Annotated in this window: 20 protein-coding genes; 8 read left to right on the top strand and 12 right to left on the bottom strand. The window is 71.8% G+C overall.

The window, feature by feature from the left end; genetic code table 11:
- Positions 1 to 3 precede the first annotated feature (3 nt).
- Positions 4 to 567 (top strand): LuxR C-terminal-related transcriptional regulator, encoded by a 564-nt coding sequence (locus JYK18_RS25665; protein WP_242582762.1) that lies wholly within the window; start codon positions 4 to 6, stop codon positions 565 to 567.
- Here the strand turns inward: JYK18_RS25665 and JYK18_RS25660 are convergent.
- Entirely contained in the window at positions 564 to 1,043 is a 480-nt protein-coding gene (locus tag JYK18_RS25660; protein ID WP_206805927.1) for a MarR family winged helix-turn-helix transcriptional regulator, read from the bottom strand. The genes JYK18_RS25665 and JYK18_RS25660 overlap by 4 nt on opposite strands.
- A gap of 109 nt (positions 1,044 to 1,152) precedes the next feature.
- Here JYK18_RS25660 and JYK18_RS25655 point away from each other — a divergent pair, with 109 nt between their 5' ends.
- The 3 genes from JYK18_RS25655 to JYK18_RS25645 all read left to right on the top strand — a co-directional run bounded on the left by JYK18_RS25655 (position 1,153) and on the right by JYK18_RS25645 (position 4,667).
- Complete coding sequence (locus tag JYK18_RS25655) at positions 1,153 to 2,238, top strand: epoxide hydrolase family protein (protein ID WP_206805925.1); 1,086 nt, start codon at positions 1,153 to 1,155, stop codon at positions 2,236 to 2,238.
- 17 nt (positions 2,239 to 2,255) lie between these two features.
- Entirely contained in the window at positions 2,256 to 3,245 is a 990-nt protein-coding gene (locus JYK18_RS25650; RefSeq protein ID WP_206805923.1) for a MerR family transcriptional regulator, read from the top strand.
- Positions 3,246 to 3,320: 75 nt separating this feature from the next.
- Positions 3,321 to 4,667: a hypothetical protein gene (locus tag JYK18_RS25645; protein WP_206805913.1), complete on the top strand. Its 1,347-nt coding sequence runs from the start codon at positions 3,321 to 3,323 to the stop codon at positions 4,665 to 4,667.
- A 23-nt stretch (positions 4,668 to 4,690) separates the two neighbouring features.
- Here JYK18_RS25645 and JYK18_RS46900 read toward each other — a convergent pair whose 3' ends face one another.
- The 6 genes from JYK18_RS46900 to JYK18_RS25615 all read right to left on the bottom strand — a co-directional run bounded on the left by JYK18_RS46900 (position 4,691) and on the right by JYK18_RS25615 (position 9,587).
- Positions 4,691 to 6,148, bottom strand: coding sequence for a helix-hairpin-helix domain-containing protein (locus JYK18_RS46900; protein WP_307796055.1), 1,458 nt, complete (start codon positions 6,146 to 6,148; stop codon positions 4,691 to 4,693).
- Positions 6,145 to 6,591, bottom strand: coding sequence for a hypothetical protein (locus tag JYK18_RS25635; RefSeq protein ID WP_206805912.1), 447 nt, complete (start codon positions 6,589 to 6,591; stop codon positions 6,145 to 6,147). The genes JYK18_RS46900 and JYK18_RS25635 overlap by 4 nt, the downstream gene beginning before the upstream one ends.
- Positions 6,588 to 7,196: a 4Fe-4S single cluster domain-containing protein gene (locus JYK18_RS25630; RefSeq protein WP_206805910.1), complete on the bottom strand. Its 609-nt coding sequence runs from the start codon at positions 7,194 to 7,196 to the stop codon at positions 6,588 to 6,590. The genes JYK18_RS25635 and JYK18_RS25630 overlap by 4 nt, the downstream gene beginning before the upstream one ends.
- Positions 7,184 to 7,399, bottom strand: coding sequence for a DUF2997 domain-containing protein (locus tag JYK18_RS25625; protein WP_206805908.1), 216 nt, complete (start codon positions 7,397 to 7,399; stop codon positions 7,184 to 7,186). Before JYK18_RS25625 ends, JYK18_RS25630 begins: the two co-directional genes overlap by 13 nt.
- Positions 7,396 to 9,036 carry an AAA family ATPase gene (locus tag JYK18_RS25620; RefSeq protein ID WP_242582070.1) on the bottom strand — a complete coding sequence of 547 codons (1,641 nt, stop codon included), beginning with the start codon at positions 9,034 to 9,036 and terminating at the stop codon, positions 7,396 to 7,398. The genes JYK18_RS25625 and JYK18_RS25620 overlap by 4 nt, the downstream gene beginning before the upstream one ends.
- Positions 9,037 to 9,101: 65 nt before the next feature.
- Complete coding sequence (locus JYK18_RS25615) at positions 9,102 to 9,587, bottom strand: Lrp/AsnC family transcriptional regulator (protein ID WP_307796054.1); 486 nt, start codon at positions 9,585 to 9,587, stop codon at positions 9,102 to 9,104.
- 71 nt (positions 9,588 to 9,658) lie between these two features.
- On the opposite strand from JYK18_RS25615, the gene JYK18_RS25610 reads away from it, so the two are divergent.
- Together JYK18_RS25610 and JYK18_RS48060 are read left to right on the top strand one after the other, a co-directional pair.
- The gene (locus JYK18_RS25610; protein WP_206805905.1) at positions 9,659 to 10,435 is read left to right on the top strand and encodes an NAD(P)-binding domain-containing protein; all 777 of its coding nucleotides are present in this window, start codon (positions 9,659 to 9,661) and stop codon (positions 10,433 to 10,435) included.
- A gap of 24 nt (positions 10,436 to 10,459) precedes the next feature.
- On the top strand, positions 10,460 to 11,596 hold the full coding sequence (locus JYK18_RS48060) for a GyrI-like domain-containing protein (protein ID WP_206805903.1): 1,137 nt from the start codon (positions 10,460 to 10,462) through the stop codon (positions 11,594 to 11,596).
- Here the strand turns inward: JYK18_RS48060 and JYK18_RS25600 are convergent.
- From JYK18_RS25600 to JYK18_RS25590, 3 genes are read right to left on the bottom strand one after another with little or no spacing between them, the layout of a single operon-like run.
- The gene (locus tag JYK18_RS25600; RefSeq protein ID WP_206805895.1) at positions 11,559 to 12,797 is read right to left on the bottom strand and encodes an MFS transporter; all 1,239 of its coding nucleotides are present in this window, start codon (positions 12,795 to 12,797) and stop codon (positions 11,559 to 11,561) included. The two genes, JYK18_RS48060 and JYK18_RS25600, sit on opposite strands and share 38 nt — an antisense overlap.
- On the bottom strand, positions 12,794 to 13,891 hold the full coding sequence (locus tag JYK18_RS25595; protein WP_206805892.1) for a PLP-dependent cysteine synthase family protein: 1,098 nt from the start codon (positions 13,889 to 13,891) through the stop codon (positions 12,794 to 12,796). The genes JYK18_RS25600 and JYK18_RS25595 overlap by 4 nt, the downstream gene beginning before the upstream one ends.
- Positions 13,892 to 13,948: 57 nt before the next feature.
- On the bottom strand, positions 13,949 to 14,332 hold the full coding sequence (locus JYK18_RS25590) for a hypothetical protein (RefSeq protein ID WP_206805883.1): 384 nt from the start codon (positions 14,330 to 14,332) through the stop codon (positions 13,949 to 13,951).
- Positions 14,333 to 14,448: 116 nt separating this feature from the next.
- Here JYK18_RS25590 and JYK18_RS48055 point away from each other — a divergent pair, with 116 nt between their 5' ends.
- Both JYK18_RS48055 and JYK18_RS25580 read left to right on the top strand, forming a co-directional pair.
- Complete coding sequence (locus tag JYK18_RS48055) at positions 14,449 to 15,585, top strand: sensor histidine kinase (RefSeq protein WP_206805881.1); 1,137 nt, start codon at positions 14,449 to 14,451, stop codon at positions 15,583 to 15,585.
- On the top strand, positions 15,582 to 16,238 hold the full coding sequence (locus JYK18_RS25580; RefSeq protein ID WP_206805879.1) for a response regulator transcription factor: 657 nt from the start codon (positions 15,582 to 15,584) through the stop codon (positions 16,236 to 16,238). The genes JYK18_RS48055 and JYK18_RS25580 overlap by 4 nt, the downstream gene beginning before the upstream one ends.
- A 5-nt stretch (positions 16,239 to 16,243) precedes the next feature.
- On the opposite strand, the gene JYK18_RS25575 is transcribed toward JYK18_RS25580, so the two are convergent.
- Positions 16,244 to 17,089: an alpha/beta fold hydrolase gene (locus JYK18_RS25575; protein ID WP_206805876.1), complete on the bottom strand. Its 846-nt coding sequence runs from the start codon at positions 17,087 to 17,089 to the stop codon at positions 16,244 to 16,246.
- A 66-nt stretch (positions 17,090 to 17,155) separates the two neighbouring features.
- A complete protein-coding gene (locus JYK18_RS25570) occupies positions 17,156 to 18,418 on the bottom strand; it encodes an alpha-hydroxy acid oxidase (RefSeq protein WP_307796053.1) in 1,263 nt (420 codons plus the stop codon).
- Between the last annotated feature and the right edge of the window lie 85 nt (positions 18,419 to 18,503).

Raw genomic sequence — 18,503 nt, 5'->3', positions numbered from 1 at the left:
CGGATGCTGATCGAGAACGTGGTCCTCGACGTGGACCGGGCGCACCGGATCCAGCGCGTCAGCGGCCAGTTCGCCCGCTGGCACGAGTTCGCCGCGCAACGGCTGGAGGGACGCGGGGTCGGCGAGCTGCTGACGCCGGACTCGCGGCCCGGCCTCCGGCGGGCGCTCGACGAGCTCATCGACGGCCGGACGTGTTGCACGCGCCTGCCCGTCACCTCGGTCGACACCGGCCACCTGTCCTTCGACGCGACCCTGACCTGCGTCTCCACGCCTCCGGCCGTGGTCATCACGCTGTTCCCGGTCGACGGGAAGGCCGTGGTGACCAGGCGCGCGAAACGCCTCAGCGACGTGGCCGTCCACATCCTGGAGGGGATCGCGGCGGGCAGGCCCAGCGCCGCGCTCGCGACGCGGCTGCACCTCAGCAGCCAGGGGGTCGACTACCACGTCAACACCCTGCTCCGGCGGTTCGGCGTGCCGAACCGCACGGCGCTGGTCGCCCGCGCGTACGCCGTCGGCGCGCTGGACCCGCACACGTGGCCGCCGCGCGTGCCCCCGGCACTGGCCTAGCGCCAGGATTCGTCGGGCGCGCCCGTCCGTCCATTGTGGTGGTCCAGCAGTTTCGCCAGCAGTTCGGTCAGCTGCGCCCGCTCGTCCCGGGAGAGCGGGGCCAGCAGCTCGTCCTGCCGGTCGGCCAGCTGCTTCTCCAGGCGCCGCAGTTGGCGTTTGCCCGCGGTGGTCAGCGAGATGACGTTGCGCCGCCGGTCCGCCGGGTCCGGGGCCCGCTCCACCAGCTCGCGCTCGGCCAGTTCGTTGATCGTGGCGACCATGTCGCTGACGTGGATGCCGCTGCGCCGGCCCAGCGCGGCCTGGCTGGCCGGGCCGAACTCCTCCAGCGTGGCCAGCAGCCGGAAGTGGTAGCCCCGCGCACCCGCGGCGGAGAACCCGTCGGCGACCAGGCGGTGCGCGTGCTGGCTGGTCTGGGTGAGCAGCCAGCTGGGCAGGCGCTTCCACCGGGCGGACGGCTCGTCGGCGGGGTTCTCCATGCGGCCAGTCTACCCAATCGTTGGCAGCACCAACGATTGGCTGCTATCGTTCGGAGCACGAACGTTAGTCGCCCGAACATTAGGGCTCCGAACGAACCGGGAGCAGACCGTGATCAAGCCCTTCCGCATCGCCATCCCCCAGGCCGACCTCGACGACCTCGCCGACCGGCTGGCCCGCACCCGCTGGCCCAACGAGGTCGCCGACGCCGGCTGGGACTACGGCTTCCCACTCGCGCGACTCAAGGAACTGGCCGAGTACTGGCGCACCGGCTTCGACTGGCGCGCGCAGGAGGCCGAGCTCAACGAACTACCGCACTTCACCACCGAGATCGAAGGCCAGAACATCCACTTCGTGCACGTCCGGTCGGCGAACCCCGATGCGCTCGCACTGGTCCTCACCCACGGCTGGCCCGGCTCGTTCCTGGAGTTCCTCGACCTGATCGAGCCGCTGTCGCGTGATTTCCACCTGGTCATCCCGTCCATTCCCGGTTACGGCTTCTCCGGGCCGACCCACGAGCGCGGCTGGGACGTCGTCCGGATCGCGCGTGCCTGGGCCGAGTTGATGCGACGCCTCGGGTACGAGCGCTACGGCGCGCAGGGCGGCGACTTCGGCGCGGGCATCTCGACCGCGCTCGGCACGGTGGCACCGGAACACGTCGTGGGGGCGCACGTGAACTACCTGCCGACGCGCCCGGTCGAGGGGGTCGAAGTGTCCAAATCGGACGAGGCGAGACTGGAGACGATCCGGCACCTGATGGCGAATCGCCCGCCGTACCAGGCATTGCAGGCCGCCACGCCGCAGACCATCGGTTACGCGCTGACCGACTCGCCGGTCGGCCAGCTGGCCTGGATCGCCGAGCGGTTCGCGCACTGGACGGACCCGCGCTCCCAGATCAGCGACGACCGGATGCTCACCGACATCTCGTTGTACTGGCTGACCGCGACCGCGGCCTCGTCGGCGCGGCTGCACCACGACACCCCGCGAGGGGCCGAGCCGTGCCCGGTGCCGGTCGGCGTGGCGGTGTTCGCGCACGACATCACGCTGTCGGTCCGCCCGCTGGCCGAGCGGCTGTACGACATCCGGCACTGGTCGGAGTTCGAGCGCGGTGGCCACTTCGCCGCGATGGAGGTGCCGGAGCTGCTGGCCGGGGACGTCCGTGCCTTCTTCCGGAGCCTTGCCCCTCAAGCTACTTGAGACGGCAGGGTGGAGCCATGAACGACGACCTGTACCCGATCGGCGACGTGGCCCGCCGGACCGGGCTGGCGGTCAGCGCCATCCGCTTCTACTCCGACGAGGGCATCGTCCCGCCCGCGGAGGTGACCGCCGCCGGCCACCGGCGGTACGACCTGCGGGCCATCGCCCGGCTCGAACTCATCCACACGCTCCGTGAGCTGGGCACCGGGCTGGAGGAGATCCGGCGGCTCCTTGACGGTGGCACGACCCTGCCCGCTCTGCTCACCGAGCACCTGGAACTCGTCGAGCGGCAGGAGCGCGAGCTGCGGGCCCGGCGGGCCGTGCTCCGGGCGCTGGCCAAGCAGCACGATCCGGCGGCGCGGGCGGCGCTGATGCGCGAACTCGTGTCGATGTCCGACGAGGAACGCGAACGGCTCATCGACGAGTTCTGGGCCGACGTCAGTTCCGTGGTCCCGGCGGACTTCGCCGCGCGGCTCAGCGCGATGCGCCCGCACCTGCCGGACGATCCCAGCGCCGCACAGCTCCAGGCGTGGATCGAACTGGCCGACCTGGTGCGGGACGGCCGGTTCCGCGACGCCGTCCGGTCGTACCTGCACGACACCTTCGCCGTGGGGCCGGGGCCGCGGATGACCGCGACGCCGGTGCAGGAGTTCATCCACTCCACCGGCGAGCAGCTGATGCGGCAGATCATCGCGGCGCACCACAGCGGCCTGCCGCCGGAATCCCCGCACGCCAGGGAACTGGCCGACCGGCTGGCGCGGGAGACCGCCGAGGCGTGCGGCGCGGCGGTCACCCCGGAACTCCGCGAGCGGATGGCCGCGGGATTCCTGGTGGTCGGCGAGCGCTACCGGGAGGCGCTGGACGATCCGGAGTACGACGCCACGCACGGCCGGTACCTGGCGCTGGTGGCGGTGATCAACGGGACGGCGGCGGAACCCGAGGTGGATTTCGCTTCGCTGGGGCCGTGGCTGTCGGCGGCGCTGAGGTTGACACCCGCGGTTTCGTGATCGTTCAATGGTCCAGACCTTCGGGAAGGGGCCGCTGTGAGATTTCCCCGTGGATTGCGCCGTCTGGTGGTTGCGGTGGCGACAGCCGTGGTGGCCCTGCCGGGAATCCCGGCGCTGGCAAGCGATTCGGCCGAACGGGTGCGGCCGCTCGACGCCAGGACACTGGGCTGGTACGAACCCGCCGACGCGCAGGGGCAGCGGATCGAGCTGATCCTGCAGAACAGTTCCCGTTATCTCATCGGCCCCTGGTACGCGCAGACGTACCGCCGGTACGCGCCGGACGGGTACCTGGATCTCGGCGGTACCGACGAGCGCGCGGTGCGCCTGCCCGCGATGACCGCGCTGGCCACCGCGACCGCGCTCAAGTTCGGTGTGTACGACCCGAAGAACCTGTCCGCGGCGAACGCGACCATCCGGCTGACGAACCTCGTGCGGACGCTGGCCGCACGGCACGAGGCGAACAACCCGAACCCGGCCACGGCGTGGGGTTCGAACTGGCAGTCGGCGCTGTGGGCGTACTACGACGGCGTCGCGGCGTGGCTGATGTGGGACAAGCTCGCCGCGGCGGACCGGGCGAAGGTCACCGCCATGCTGCTCGCCGAAGCGAACCGGCTGACCACCGGCAACGACGTCTACCTCGTCGGGACCAGCGGGGACCAGCTGTACCAGACCAAGCGCGACGGCACGGTGATCACGCCGGGGGACACGAAGGCCGAGGAGAACAGCTGGAGCGCGGCCCTGCTGGGCCTGGTTTCGGCGATGATGCCGGCGAACCCGAACGCCGGGGCGTGGCAACGGCGGAACGCGGAACTGCTGGTGGCGAGCGCGCCGCGGCCCGCCGATCTGGGCAATCCGGCGGTGATCAACGGGATCCGGTTGTCGAGTTGGTTGCAGGGCACCAACATCGACGACGACGGGATCCTGCGGAACCACAACCGGGTGCACCCGCTCTACATGGTTTCCTACGACCAGAACCTGTACCAGGGCGCGATTTCCGCGCTGGGCCGAACCTGCGCCCCGGCGGCGGCGCTGCACAACATGCCGCTGGTGTACCGGGCGCTGGTCGACCGGCCCTTCGACGGCAGGACCATTTATACGCGTGGTTCCGCGGAGATCCACTATCCCGAGGGCAACGACTGGGGCGCGGAGTTCCCCGGTTATTTCGGTAATTTCGATTTGCTGGCGGACCTTTATGGGCAGGACTCTGCTTCGTCGGTCAAGGCGAGTGAATGGGAGCGGTTGCACAACGAGAAGCAACTGTCGATGCAGGCGCGGTTCGCGGATGGTCGTACTTATGGTGCGCAGGGGGAGAATACGTACTACGGGCGGGAGCAGCGGATCGGTGTGATGGCGGGGCAGGCTTATCTGTCGCTGTGGATGGCGCGGAATTCGCAGGGGTCGCGGGTTTGCTGGGCGTCTTAAAATCGCTCGGCAACCGGCTGGGGTCAGATGTCCAGTTGCCGGACTCCGGTGTTGTGGTGCTGGATTCGGCTGGTGGTCGCCTTGGCGCGCAGGCGGACGATTTCGTGGGGCTGCAGGCCGATGGCGACGCCGAAGGCTTCGACGTCGGCGAAGCCGCCTTGTCGCTGCCGCAACTCGATGGTTTTCGCGACCCGGGGCGGGGTCATGCCGGGGAGCCGCGCGAGCTCCGGTGGTGGAGCGGTGTTCAGATCGGTCAGTGGCGCCTGGGCAGTCTGCGCACTCTGGGCAGTCTGCGCACCCTGAGCAGCCAGCGGTCCGGGCGCGGTCGGGTGGCCCGGGGCGCTCGGGTGGCCCGGAGCAGTGGGCAAGCCCTGGCCGGTCGGCGGGCCCTGGGCGAACGGGGTGCCTTGCGCAGCCGGGCCACCTTGCGCGGTCGGCGGGCCCTGGGCGAAGGGGGCGCCGGGGTGGCCCCCGGCCGGGGTCGGCGGTGGCGCGAGGTGTTGCGGGCCCGTCATCCCGCCCCCGCCCCCGCTACCCGGCGCCGGGATGTATGCCTCGACCGTGTCCCCCTCGCGGAGGTCGATGTGCGACAAACCAACCGTGCACACCCCCGAGCCACTGACCACCGGCACGACCAGGTTCTCCTTGGCCAGCGAAGTGATCCGCGCCCCCGTCGCCGCGACCGTGGAGCGTTCGTTGAAAGTCGTCCCCGCGGGGCGTAGGACGCGCACCATCGAGCCGACGCTGAGGCGGTTCGCCTTCTGCGCCTCCGGCACCTCGACCGCCGCCACCACCGTGCCGTCCGGCAGATGGCTGACCCCGTGCGCCACCGCCCAGCCCTCCCGGTGCTCCAGGTACTCCCGCTCGGGCTCGTCGAACCGCACCAGTGCGTCACCCGACATCGGCTGCACCTCGCACTGGAACCCGAGCAACACCGTTCCCGGCTGGCCCGCCGGCAACTCCAGCACCGGCCCCGCCGGACCGAAGAGCCGCAGCACGCGCATCGGCTGACCACCGCCGCGGCCACCCCGCAGCAAACCGACGAGCGCGCCCTCGCGCAGCACGCCGTTGCGCTGGTGCACCTGCACGCTGACCCCGGTGATCTCGTCGAAGTACGACGCGTGCACCTGCGCCATACCGGTCTGCCTGCTCGTGTCCGGCGGAGCTTCCTCGTCCGTGTACAACTCCAGCGCGTCACCGTTGCCGAGGTCGCGTCGCCCCACCACCACGAAGACGTCCTTCAGGAACCCCACCTCGGTCACCGGCTCGACCTCGCTGGAGAAGAACTTCTTGCGCACCGTGATCCCGAGGCGCAGGTTGTCCGCGAGCACCCGCTCGTTCCGGATCAGCCGCGCCCGCGCACCCCGCGTGGCCCGCCCGGCGCTCACCTGCCCGCCCGGCAACTCCCCCAGCCCGCGCACGGACACCGAGTCGTTGAGCGCCTTGCCGAACTCGATCAGCCCGAGCCTGCGCTCGGTCACGAGGACGCGACCAGCGTGACGCTGATCGACTGGTCGGCGTTGGTCCGCTCGGACTCCACCCGCATCCCGGTCTGCGCGGCCCGCTCCTTCAACCGCTCGTAGACCTGCCGCTGCACCTCGGCCGCGTAGGCGTTGTCGACCGAGAGCACCAGCTGCTCGGCCTCCGCCGGGTTGATCGCGGGACCGTCCACATGCGCCAGCTGGACCCCGTCCTGGCCGTAGGTGAACTGGATCCGCCTGCCCGCCCACTGCGCGACCACGGTGTTCTCGTCCCCGCTGACCTGCGCGTTCAACCCGGTCAGCGCCTTGGTGAGCAGATCACGGTGCCGCATCCGGGTGCGCACGGTGACCTGCCCCTGGCCCTGCGCCTGGCTGTGCGCGGCGATGGTGGCGGCGTTGAGCTGGGCCAGCGCCTGGCTGCGCAGCTTGAGCACGACGCTCATCGGTTGTTCCTTTCGTGCACCGGCGCGAGCAGCGCCTCCAGTGCCTCGGTGGTGGCGAACCCGTTCAGGTCCACCGAGCCGTCGGGGGCGATCCGCAGTTCGATCCGGTTCGGCGCGTCCAGCACCGCCTCGTCGTAGCGGTCGCTCAGGAAGTGGAAGCGCTGGTTCGCCGAACCCACCCACGGGCGGCTCGGCTCCGGCTGGTCCGCCAGGTACGGGCCGTCCACCAGCAGATCGGTCGAGGCCAGCAACTCCGCGCAGGACGGCCGCTCGCGCAGATCCTCCACACGGTGCCCGGTGAAGGTCATCACCGAGAGCCCTTCCGCGCGGACCGCGGTGGCCAGCGCGCCGAGCGGTTCCGGCTGGTCGAACGGCTCCCCGCCGAGCAGGGTCATGCCCTGCACGCCGTGCTCGTCGCGGGCCCGCAGCACCTTCTCGGCCACCTCGCGCCACGGCAACCGCGTGCCGCCCCGGGTGGTCCAGGTCTGCGGGTTGAAGCAGCCGGGGCACCGGACCGAACAGCCCTGCGTCCACACCGCGCAGCGCAGGCCCGGCCCCTCCGCCAGCGTGGCGTCGACGATCCGGTGGAGGTTCAGGAGTTCCATTGCTGGTTCGCCGTGTTCGCGGTGTTCTCCACCCCGGCCGAGGTGCGCCGGTAGTCCTCGGTGAACTCCGACGACACCGTCTCCGCGTCGAGCAGGTCCTCCAGCAGGGGGATGTAGTCGAGGCACTTCGATCCCGTCACGCCGTGCGTCTCGGCGCTGATCGAGCCGTCCCTCCCGACGGTCACGGTCACCCGGTGCGTCATACGTCGATCGTCCTTCCGCGCGGTGGCTCAGCCGGTTCCGGCGGCACCGGAACGGGTTCGGGCACGGGTGCGGCGGCGGTCCCGTCGTCGGTGGCGGCCACCGCCCGCGTCTGCGCCCAGTTCCGGATGGCCAGGATCTCGTCGGCCTGGGTGACCGACAGCGGCACCGTCGTCTTCACCGCGTGCACCAGGTCGTCCCGGCGCAGCGGCCGTTGCTCGGCGAACGCGTCGACCAGGCCGGACAGCACGGCCTGCTCGATCTCGGCACCGCTGTAGCCGTCGCTGCACGCGGCCAGTTCGGCGAACAGCGCGTCGGTCATCGGCAGCTCGCTGCCGACGAACTCGTCGGTGACCCGCTTGCGCAGGTGGATCCGCCAGATCACCGCGCGCTCGGCGGCCGAGGGCAGGTCGACGAAGAAGATCTCGTCGAACCGGCCCTTGCGCAGGAACTCCGGCGGCAGCGAGTCGACCTGGTTCGCGGTGGCCATCACGAACACCGGCGCGGTCTTCTCCTGCATCCAGGACAGGAAGGTGCCGAACACCCGGCGCGCGGTGCCGCCGTCGCCACCGCCGCCCGCGCCGGCCAGGCCCTTCTCGATCTCGTCGACCCACAGCACGCACGGCGCGATGCCCTCCGCGGTGCGGATGACCGCGCGCATGTTCTTCTCACTGGAACCGACCAGCCCGGCGAACACCCGGCCCAGGTCGAGCCGCAGCAGCGGCAGCCGCCACATGCTCGCCACGCAGACCGCGGACAGGCTCTTGCCGCAGCCCGGCACCCCGGTGAGCAGCAGGCCCTTCGGCGCGCTCAGGTTGTACGCCGCCGCGGCCGGGGTCCAGGTGCCGCTGCGCTTGGTCAGCCAGCGCTTGAGCCGTTCGAGGCCGCCGACCGAGTCGAAGCCCACTTCGGCGGGCACGATGTCGAGCATGCCGGAGCGGCGCACGGCCTGGCGCTTCTCGGCCAGGATCAGCTCCAGGTCGCCGGGGTCCAGCCCGCCGCCTTCGACCAGTGCGCGGGCGAAGGCGTTCTCCGCCTCGGGCAGGGTCAGCCCGCGGGCCGCGGCGATGAACCGGTCCCGGTCGTCACGGGTGATGCCGATGCGCACCTGCTGGCGGTGCGCGTTGACCATGCCGTCGAGCAGTTCGCCGATCTGCTGGTGGTCGGGCAGCGGGAAGTCGATGACGGTCGCGTCGTGCTCCAGCTCGGCGGGCACCTTCAGCGAGGGCGAGACCAGGATGACGGTCAGCGGCACCGGGCGCGTCTTGAGCGTGGCGGCCAGCTCGCGCAACCGGCGCACCACCTCCGGATCGGGCCGGTGCCCGCCCTCGGACACCAGCGACGGGTGCAGGTCGACAAAAACGAACACGCCGGGCTCGTTCCAGCTGTGCACCCGCTCCAGTGCCGCGGAGGCGGCCCTGGTCTCCGGCACCGGCGCGCCGCCCCCGGCCGGGGTCAGCCCGGTGATCGAGGACCACACGTGCACCCGGCGCGGGGTGCGCAGCCGCGACCCGTCCTCGGCGATCGCGCGGATCTCCCGCACCACGCGCTGTTCCTCGTGCGTCTCGACCACGAGCAGCGGGTAGCGCGCCTGCAGCAACTGGGTCAGCTCTTCGCGAAACCCCCGGCCAGCCATCATTCCCCTCTCGCCGAGCCCGGGCTGGATGCTATCAGCGCGCCCCCGGTGCCCGATGGCGAAACGGCTCAGGGCAGCAGGAGTTCGCTCGGCAGCGCGGTCCCGGCCTTGACCGTGTCGAGCAGGAACATCGTGTCGTACCGGCGGATGTTCTTGTCCCTTTTGAACAGAACGTCGCAAAGGTCCCGCAGGTGCCGGATCGAGGCGGCGGTGACCAGCACGGCGTAGTCCCAGCGGCCCGAGAGGGTGTAGCACTGCTGGACCTCCGGCCGCGCGCGCAGCCGGTCCGCGATGCGCTGGTGGTGCTCGTGGGATTCCTCGACCAGCGTCAGCATGACGAGCGCCTGCGCCAGCGCGGGGGCGTGCTCGGGATCGATGACCGCGACGGTCCGCAGCAGCCCGGCGGACTTGTAGCCGGTGATGCGCCGCTGCACCGCGCTGGGCGAGAGGCCGACCTCGTTCCCGAGCCGGCGCAGCGTCTGGTCCGCGTCGGCCTGCAGCAGGTCCAGCAGGCGCCGGTCGAGGTCGTCCAGCGGTCGCTTCCGGGGGCTCACGCGCAACAATATTGCGCCGGGACGCAAACAACGCAAGCGCTTGCCACACGGATCTGCGTAGCGTCCACGCCGTGATCAAGTTCTCCGCCACCCTCGGCGTCATCGGCACGGGCGCCATCGCCCAGGACATCGTCGACGGGCTCGGCGACACCGCCGAGGCCGTCTTCCTCTCCCCGCGCAACGCCCGGACCGCTCAGGCACTGGCCGACCGGCATGCCCACGTCCGGGTCTGCGCGGACAACCAGGCCGTCGTCGACGCGGCCCCGTTGCTCCTGCTCGCCGTCCGGCCCGACCAGGTGCCGGACGCCCTCGCCGGGCTGCGCGTACCGGACGACCGGGTCCTCGTCAGCGCGGTCGCGGGCTGGACCGCCGAAGCGCTGCGTACCCGGCTCGGCACCGACCCGACGATCGTGCGTTCGATCCCGCTCCCGGCGGTGCGCCGGCGCGAGGGCGTCACCGCGCTGTACCCGGCGCACCCGGCCGCGGAGGAGTTGTTCGGCCGCCTCGGGGGCACGGTGGTGGCCGAGTCCGCCGCCGTCTTCGACGCCCTGTCCGCCGCGACGGCGTCGATCTCCACCTACCTGAACTACGTGGACACCGTCGCCGCGTGGATCGCCGGTCAGGGCATGGAGCCGGAGGCCGCGGAGACCTACGTGCGGAGCATGTTCACCGGGGTCAGCGCCGCACTGGCCGACCACCGCACCACCCTGCCGGAACTCGCCAAGGCCCACGAGACCCCGCGAGGCAACAACGAGGCTCTGCGCACGAAGTGGTTCACCGCGCAGAACCGGGCCGCGCTGGAGGAGGCACTGGAGCACGTTCGCGAGCGGGTGACCCGGCCGCGTTAACTATTCTAGTGCTAGAATAGCGGCGTGCTGACCGATGGGGAGCTGACCGTGCTCGGGTTGCTCGTCGAGCAGCCCCGGCACGGATACGACCTGGAACGCGTGATCGAGGAGCGGGGCGTGCGCGCGTGGACGGCGCTCGGCTTCTCCTCCATCTACTACGTGCTCGACAAACTGGCGAAGCGCGACCTGATCGAACCGACCGGCGCGCCCGCGAAGGGCAAGGCACGCGTGACCTTCCGCGCCACGGCGGCGGGCCGTGAACTGTGCGCCGCCGCGACTCGCGAAGCGCTGGCGTCGCTGACCCCGGCTCGGGCGCGGGTACTGATCGGGATGGCCAACAGTCCCGCGTTGGCGGAGCGGGAAGTGGCGGCCGGGCTGACGCAGCGCCTGGCGGCGTTGCGGGCACAGCTGGCCGAGGTGCGGGCGGCCCGATCGGCGCAGGAACCCTTGCCCTTCGCGGCTTCCGCGATCTTCGACCACAGCGAAGCCATGCTCAGGGCGGACGTGGGCTGGACCGAATCCACACTGGGCGCACTGGCGAAGGAGACCGCGGTGGACAAGTACGACGCCAAGAAGGCCCGCAAGCAGCTCTATTCGGCGCCCGCCAAGGAGTTCACCGTGGTCGAGGTGCCCGAACTGCCGTACCTCGCGATCGACGGCAGCGGCGACCCGAACACCTCGGCCGAGTACGCGACCGCCGTCGAAGCCTTGTACAGCACGGCGTACACGCTGAAGTTCGCCGCGAAGAAGGCACTCGGGCAGGACTTCGTGGTGGGCCCGCTGGAGGGGTTGTGGCGAGCCGACGACCCCGGCGTGTTCCTCTCCCGCCGCAAGGACCAGTGGGAGTGGACGATGATGATCAGCCTGCCGCCGTGGGTGACCGGGGAAATGGTCGATTCCGCGGTCGAAACCGTCGCGGCGAAGAAGGGACTCCCGGCGGTCGGACTGCGCACCCTCGCCGAAGGAACCTGCGTGCAGATCCTGCACCTCGGCTCGTACGACGACGAAACCCCGACGCTGGCGCGCCTCCACCGGGAGTACCTCCCCGCCCACGGCTTCACCTTCAACGGCGACCACCACGAGATCTACCTCAGCGATCCCCGCCGCACCGAACCGGCGAAGCTCAGGACGATCCTGCGGCAGCCGGTGAAACCCGCCTGAGGTCCAGGCGCCGCAGGGCCAGCGCGCCCAGGGCGCCGATCACCACCAGGCCGAACCAGGGTGCCTCCGGCCAGCCCGCCTCCCGTGCCACGTCGAAGACCGCGCCGGTGCCCAGGTTGCCCAGCAGGATCCCGACCCCGACCACGGTGCTGTAGAAGCCGTAGTGCGTGGCCACCAGCGAATCACCGGACAACCGCACGATGGCGTCCATCTCGAACGGGAACACCACCGCCGTGCCCAGCGCCAGCAGGGCGGCCGACACCACCAGCGCCACCGCGGCGACCCACGCCCCGGCCCGCGCGGTGGTCAGCGGCAGCACGAAGGCCACCGCCATCACCACCATGCCGAGCGACAGGCACCCGCCCGGCGACCACCGGTCCCGGCACCAGCCGACCACCTTCAGCTGCAGCACGATCGCCAGCCCGCCGGACACCGCGAACAGCACCGTGGTCAGCGCGGTCCCCGCGGTACCGGGACCGGCCACCCGCACCGCCTCCATCGGCAGCGCCAGGTACATCTGGAACGACAGCACGTACGACCCGACCATGACCAGCGAGAACCGCACGAAGGTCCGATTCCCGGCGATCCGGCGCCACGACGCCAGCGCCCGCACCGGCGCCTCGCGCACCTCCCCCGCGGGCAGCGCGCGCCACTGGAACACCGCCAGCACGGCGAAGACCACCGCGGCCACCAGGCAGGTCAACCGGAAGTCGACCGCGGTCAGCGCCAGCCCGGCGACCGGGCCGGCCAGGATCCCCGCCTGGTAGAACACGTTGAACACGGCGAACGCCTCGACCCGCCGCTCCCCCGCGTCCGCGGCGAGGTAGGCCCGCACGGCCGGGTTGAACAACGCGCCGGCGAAGCCGATGGCCACCGACGCGATCAGCAGCGTGACCGGCGATTCCACCAGCGCCAGCAGGGCGAACCCGGCCGTGCGCAGCACGCAGCCCGCGACGATCAGCGGTTTGGCCCCGAACCGGTCCGCGAGCGTGCCGCCGACCAGGAACAGGCCCTGCTGCGCGAAGTTCCGCGCGCCGAGCAACAGCCCGACCAGCCAGGCCGCCAATGCCAGCTGCCCGGACAGGTACGCGGCCAGGTACGGCATCAGCGAGTAGAACCCGAGGTTGATGCCGAACTGGTTGAGCATCAGGACCTGGCTCGGCCTGCCGAACGACCGGAACCGGGCGAGGAACCCGGTCACCTGGCCACCTCCGCCACCGGATCGGCCACCGACGTCGACCGCGTCCAGCGCGAGAAGGTGGCCGTCGCCGGACTGTCCACAGTGTCCGGATGCGGGCGCGGCTGGTGCCCGAGCAGGTCGTGCGCGCGGCAGTACTCGTCGTTGTAGATCGTGTCGAAGTACCGCTGCGGCCCGTCCGGGAACACCGCGGCGATCCGGGTGCCCGGCGGTTCCGTCCTGGCCAGCCACCCGGCGACCAGCGCCACCGCGCCCACGCTCCAGCCGCCGGAGACGTGCCGCGTCAGCGCGAGCCTGCGGCAGGCCCACACCGCTTCGGCCGGGGCCACCCAGTGCACCTCGGAGAAGGCGGGGTAGTCGACGTTGCGCGGGTAGATGCTCGACCCGAGCCCGCGCATCAGCCGCGGCGCCGCGGGCTGCCCGAAGATCGTCGAGCCGATCGTGTCCACCCCGACCAGCCGCAGGTCCGGGTACCGGGGGCGCAGGTGGCGGTAGGTCCCGGCGGAGTGGCCGCCGGTGCCCACCGAGCACACCAGGATGTCGATCTCGCCCAGCTGCGCGGCCAGTTCGCCGGCCAGCGACGCGTACCCGGTGACGTTGTCGGGGTTGTGGTACTGGTCCGGGCACCACGCGCCCGGCCACCGGGCGAGGTGCCGCTGGACCCGGTCGCGCCGGGCCTGCTGCCAGCCCCCGGCCGGGTGCGGCCGCTCCACCAGGTCGACCTCGGCACCGTAGGCGAGCAGCAGGTGCCGGACGATCGGTTCCAGCCCGGGATCGGCGACCAGGGTCACCGGGTGGCCGTGGGCGGCGCCGGCCAGCGCCAGGCCGAGCCCGAGGGTGCCGCTGGTGGATTCGACGATGGGCGCGCCCGCCCGCAGGTCCCCGCGTTCCTTCGCCTTCTCGACCATGTGCAGCGCCGGGCGGTCCTTCATGCCGCCGGGGTTCATCCCCTCCAGCTTGGCCCAGAACCCGCGGCCGGTGGTGCCGAGCAGGTCTTCGACCCACAGCACCGGGGTGTCGCCGACGAGCAGGGCGGGCGAGCCGTGCGTACCGTTTTCCGGGCGCGCGAAAGCGCCCGCGTTCTTCTTCGTGAGCAAGGGAGTTTCTCGGCTTTCAGTCAGTGGTGCCGGTGAGTTCGGTGCGCGGGCACCGGCTCACGTCCGCGACACGCACAGACTGATCAGCAGGGGCCACCCGGCGCGTTCGGCGCCGGTGCGGCCGGTTCCGGCGGGCCCCGGTTCGGCGGCGGTGAACAACACCGAGACCGGCGGGACCGTGCTCACCGGCACGATCGGCCCGTTGTCGTCCCGGATCGAGGCCCGGCCCTGGGCCGCCGACGGGTGCCCGTGCTCGGGCTCGGCGGGGCCCGGGTCGTGGGCGCAGCTCGGCCCGGGCGCGGTGGCCGCGGCGGCGGGCGCGTCGTGGCCGAGGGAGTGCGCGCCGTCGGTGGCGTCGGCGTGCAGACCCGCGAAGGTCAGCAAGCCGCAGAGGACCGCGGTCACCAGCAGGCGCCACGGGGTAGCCGATCGGACACGCACAGTCGCAAGCTACCAGAAACCCGGCACCCGGGGGTAAATCTGTCCTATGTGGACTACCGACGGGCGGCGGTGGGGCTTGAGGCGGGCGGGTTCCGCGCCCCCACTAAGGTTCTCCCGTGGTCACTCTTCGGCGCGTCCCGGAGTCCCTTCGCCGGTTCGGGGTGGCGCGCGGCCACCTCGTCGTCGGGCTGGCGCTGTTCGCCGGCTCGCTGGTGCCCTCGCTGCACAGCCACGGCACGGTGCTCGGCGGGCTGCCCGCCCGGCCCTACGACCTGCTGGCCGTGGTGGCGATCGCGCTGCAGTGCGCCCCGCTCGCGGCGTGCCGCCGGTGGCCGGTCGCCGCGCTGGTGGTGGTGTCGCTCGGCTTCGCCGTCGACCAGCTCCGCGGGTACCACTCGTTCGCGGGCACCGCGCTGGCCATCGCGGTGCTGAACCTGGGATCCAGGTCGGAACGGCGGCGGCACCTCGCGGCGGCGCTGTTCTCCGCGGCCTACGTGCCGCTGGCGGTCGCCCTCCACCTGCTCGGCGGGACCGAGTCGCCGGCCGGGTACGTCACCTTCTACCTCGCGCTGTGCCTGGTCTGGGGCATCGGGTCGTGGCTGCGGGCCAACCGGGCCGCCGAAGCCGAGCGCCGCCGCCGCGTCGCCGAGGAGACCCGCACCGCCGAACGCACCCGCATCGCCCGTGAACTGCACGACGTGGTCACCCACCACGTGACGGCGATGGTGGTGCAGGCCGAATCGGCCCGGTACCTGACCACCACGCCGGACCGCCTGGACCAGACCCTGACCGCGGTCACCGACACCGGGCGGGAGGCGCTGACCGACCTGCGGCACCTGCTCGACCTGCTCGACCCCGGCACGGCGTCCGCGACCGGGCTCCGCACGCTGGTCGAGCGGACGCGCCAGGCCGGGCAGCCGGTGGAGTTCAGCGAGCGGGGCACGCCGGCGACGGCCACCGGCCACGCCGGTCCGGTGGCCTACCGCGTGGTGCAGGAGGCGCTGACGAACGCGCTCAAGTACGCGCACGGCAGCCGCACCTCGGTCCAGGTGCACCACGGGATCGAGGAGATCACCGTGGAGGTCAGCACCGACGGCCACGGGACACCGGACGGCTCCCCCGGCGGCAGCGGGCGCGGCCTCGACGGGCTCCGCGAACGCGTCGACGTGCTGGGCGGCGACTTCAGCGCGGGCCACGGCGACGAAGGCGGTTTCCACGTGCGGGCGCGGATCCCCGCGGGCAGCCCGTCGTGACCGCGCCGATCCGGGTCCTGGTCTGCGACGACCAGGTGCTGATCCGCACCGGACTGGTGACCATCATCGACGCCCAGCCCGATCTCGAGGTGGCGGGCGAGTGCGGGGACGGGCGGGCGGCGGTGGAACTGGCCGGCCGCCTGCGCCCGGACGTGGTGGTGATGGACGTGCGCATGCCGGTGCTCGACGGGATCGAGGCCACCCGCCTGCTGGCCGGGGCCGGGGTGGCGGACCCGGTCAAGGTGCTCGTGGTGACCACGTTCAACCTGGACGAGTACGTCTACCGGGCGTTGCGCGCGGGGGCGAGCGGGTTCCTGCTCAAGGAGGCGCCGCCCGCCCAGCTGCTGCACGGGATCCGGACCGTGGCCGGTGGCTCCGCGCTGCTGGCGCCGGAGGTGACCCGGCAGCTCGTGGGCGCGTACGCCACCCGGATCCGCCCCGCCGAGGCGACCTCGCACGAGGCGCTGACGCCGCGCGAGCTGGAGGTGCTGCGGCTGATCGCGGACGGGCTGTCGAACAGCGAGATCGCCGGGACACTGGTGATCAGCCAGGAGACGGTGAAGACGTTCGTCTCGCGGATCCTGGCCAAACTCGGTCTCCGCGACCGGGTCCAGGCCGTGGTCTACGCCTACCGCCACGGCCTGGTCACCTGAGCGGCTCACATGTTCTCGGCGATCTGGTCGGCGACGCGCTGGATGGCCTGGATCGCCACCTCCGGCTCGTCGAGGTGGATGTAGTGCTCGCTGTTCGCCGCGGTGCTCACCTTGCTGTTGGTGGACAGCGCGGCCCACTTCTGCTGGCCCTCCGTCCACCGGCGCTCCAGGCCGGGCCCGAATTCGGGAACGGCACCGAGGTACTGCTTGCCGTGCGAGATGATCTCCACCGGGATGTCCCCGGCGGAGGCGACCATGCCGTCCGGCGTCGAAAGCTGTTCCGGGTTCTGCCCGCTCAGGATGCCCAGCGTCTGGTCGCGCAGCTGCGGTCCCATGCCGGTGGCGGAGGCGGGGATCTCCTCGACGAGATCGGCACTCTGGCTCGGCGACGTCGCGTCCAGCAGGACCAGCCCCTCGACCTTGTCCTGGTGGTCCGGCGCGTACCGGCCCGCGATCAGCCCGCCCAGCGAGTGCCCGGCCAGCACCACCGGCCCGCCCCCGGCCACCTGGTCGATCACCCCGGTCAGCACCTTCCCGGTGCTCTCGAAGGTCTGCGGCCCGGCGGGCTGGTCGCTGGCACCGGCGCCGAGCCGGTCGTAGGAGCAGACCCGGTCCTTCTCCGCCAGCCTGCCCTGGAGCGCGGCGAACTTGTCCAGCGCGTCCCCGCCACCGTGCAGGAGGATGATCGTCGGCCGGTGCTCGGAGGCACCCGAGCACGAGACGTTCACCGCCTTGCCGTCGACCTGGATCTTCGCCGTGCCGGTGAGCAGGTTCGCGCTCGCCTCGTCACAGCCCGCCAGCGCCACGGCTGCCGCGGCGCAGGTCAGCGCCAGCGCACCGGTGCGGATCATGAAACCCTCCTGAGTGGACGATCGATCGGATGCCCGTGACGCTAGTGAGCCGCGGGCCCGGGATCGTCACCTCAGCGGGGGCACCTGCGCGTAGCTCCCACGAGGGACGAACCCGACGTGCTCCGCGCCGATCGCGCCGACGTCCGCGGTGCCGAGCAGCGCCATGGTCCGCTTCATGTCGGAGGTGAGGATGTCCAGGCAGCGGTCCACACCACGACGGCCACCCACCATCAGGCCGTACAGGTAGGCGCGCCCGATGCCCACCGCGCGAGCACCGAAACCCAGCGCTGCCACCACATCCGCACCGCTGCGCACCCCGGAGTCGAGGTAGACCTCGGCGCGGTCCCCGACCGCGTCGACCACGCGGGGCAGCAGTTCCAGCGGCACCGGCGAGCGGTCGAGCTGGCGGCCGCCGTGGTTGGACAGCTGGATCGCGTCGGCACCGGCGTCGACCGCGGCGATCGCGTCCGCCACCGACAGCACGCCCTTGACCACCACCGGCCCGCCCCACAAGTCCTTGAGCCAGGCCACATCCGCCGGGCGCAGGTGCGGTTCGCGCAGGTGGTTCGACGCGCCCCACACGCCGTACTCCGAACCGGCCGGGAAAGTCGCGAACCGCAGCGGATCGGTGGTCAGCGTGTTCGCCACCCAAACCGGGCGACGCGCGAAGCCCGCCAGGGTGCGGGCGGTGAGCCTTGGCGGGACGGAGAACCCGTTGCGCAGGTCGCTCGCCTTGAGGCCGGTGAGCGCCGTGTCGATGGTGAGCACCGCGGCCTCGAACCCCTGCCGGCGCCCTTCCTCGGCGTGTTCGCGGCTCACCGCCCGATCGCGCATCACGTAGAACTGGAACCAATTGCGGCCGCCGACCTTCGCCACGTCCGCGATCGAGGTGGTGGCGTAGGTGGACAGCGTGTACGGCACCCCGGCCGCCGCCGCGGCCGCCGCCACCGCGAGCTCGCCGGTGTGGTGGCTCAGGCGGCTGTACCCGGTGGGCGCCATGAACAACGGCGACGTGGCGGGCTTGCCGAGAATGGTGGTGCGCAGGTCGGGTTCACCGACCTGTTCGAAGGCACGCGGGCTGAACTCGACCCGTTCGAAGGCCTCCCGGTTGCGGCGCAGCGTGACCTCCTCCTCGGCGCCGGTGTGCACGTAGTCCCAGACCGGGCCGGGCACCCGGCGCTTCGCCCGTTTCGCCAGGTCGCTGATGGTGATGCACCGGGCCAGCCGCCGGTCCACGGCGTCGGGGCGGGCGCCCGGGCGGGGCGGGCGCCGCAGGAACGGTTCGACGTCGCTCCAGCGCGGAATCCGGCGGCGCGGGTGCTGGCTCACTGGCGGACCTCCAACTCGTGCGATAAGTTCCCACTCATCCGACAAGCTACCGGGAAGGACCCGAGTCGACCATGGCGTTCGCGTG

The organism is Amycolatopsis sp. 195334CR, assembly GCF_017309385.1.
Classification (GTDB): domain Bacteria; phylum Actinomycetota; class Actinomycetes; order Mycobacteriales; family Pseudonocardiaceae; genus Amycolatopsis.
The sequence above is the reverse complement of the archived record's forward strand: the minus strand, read 5'-3'. Positions and strand labels throughout refer to the sequence as shown.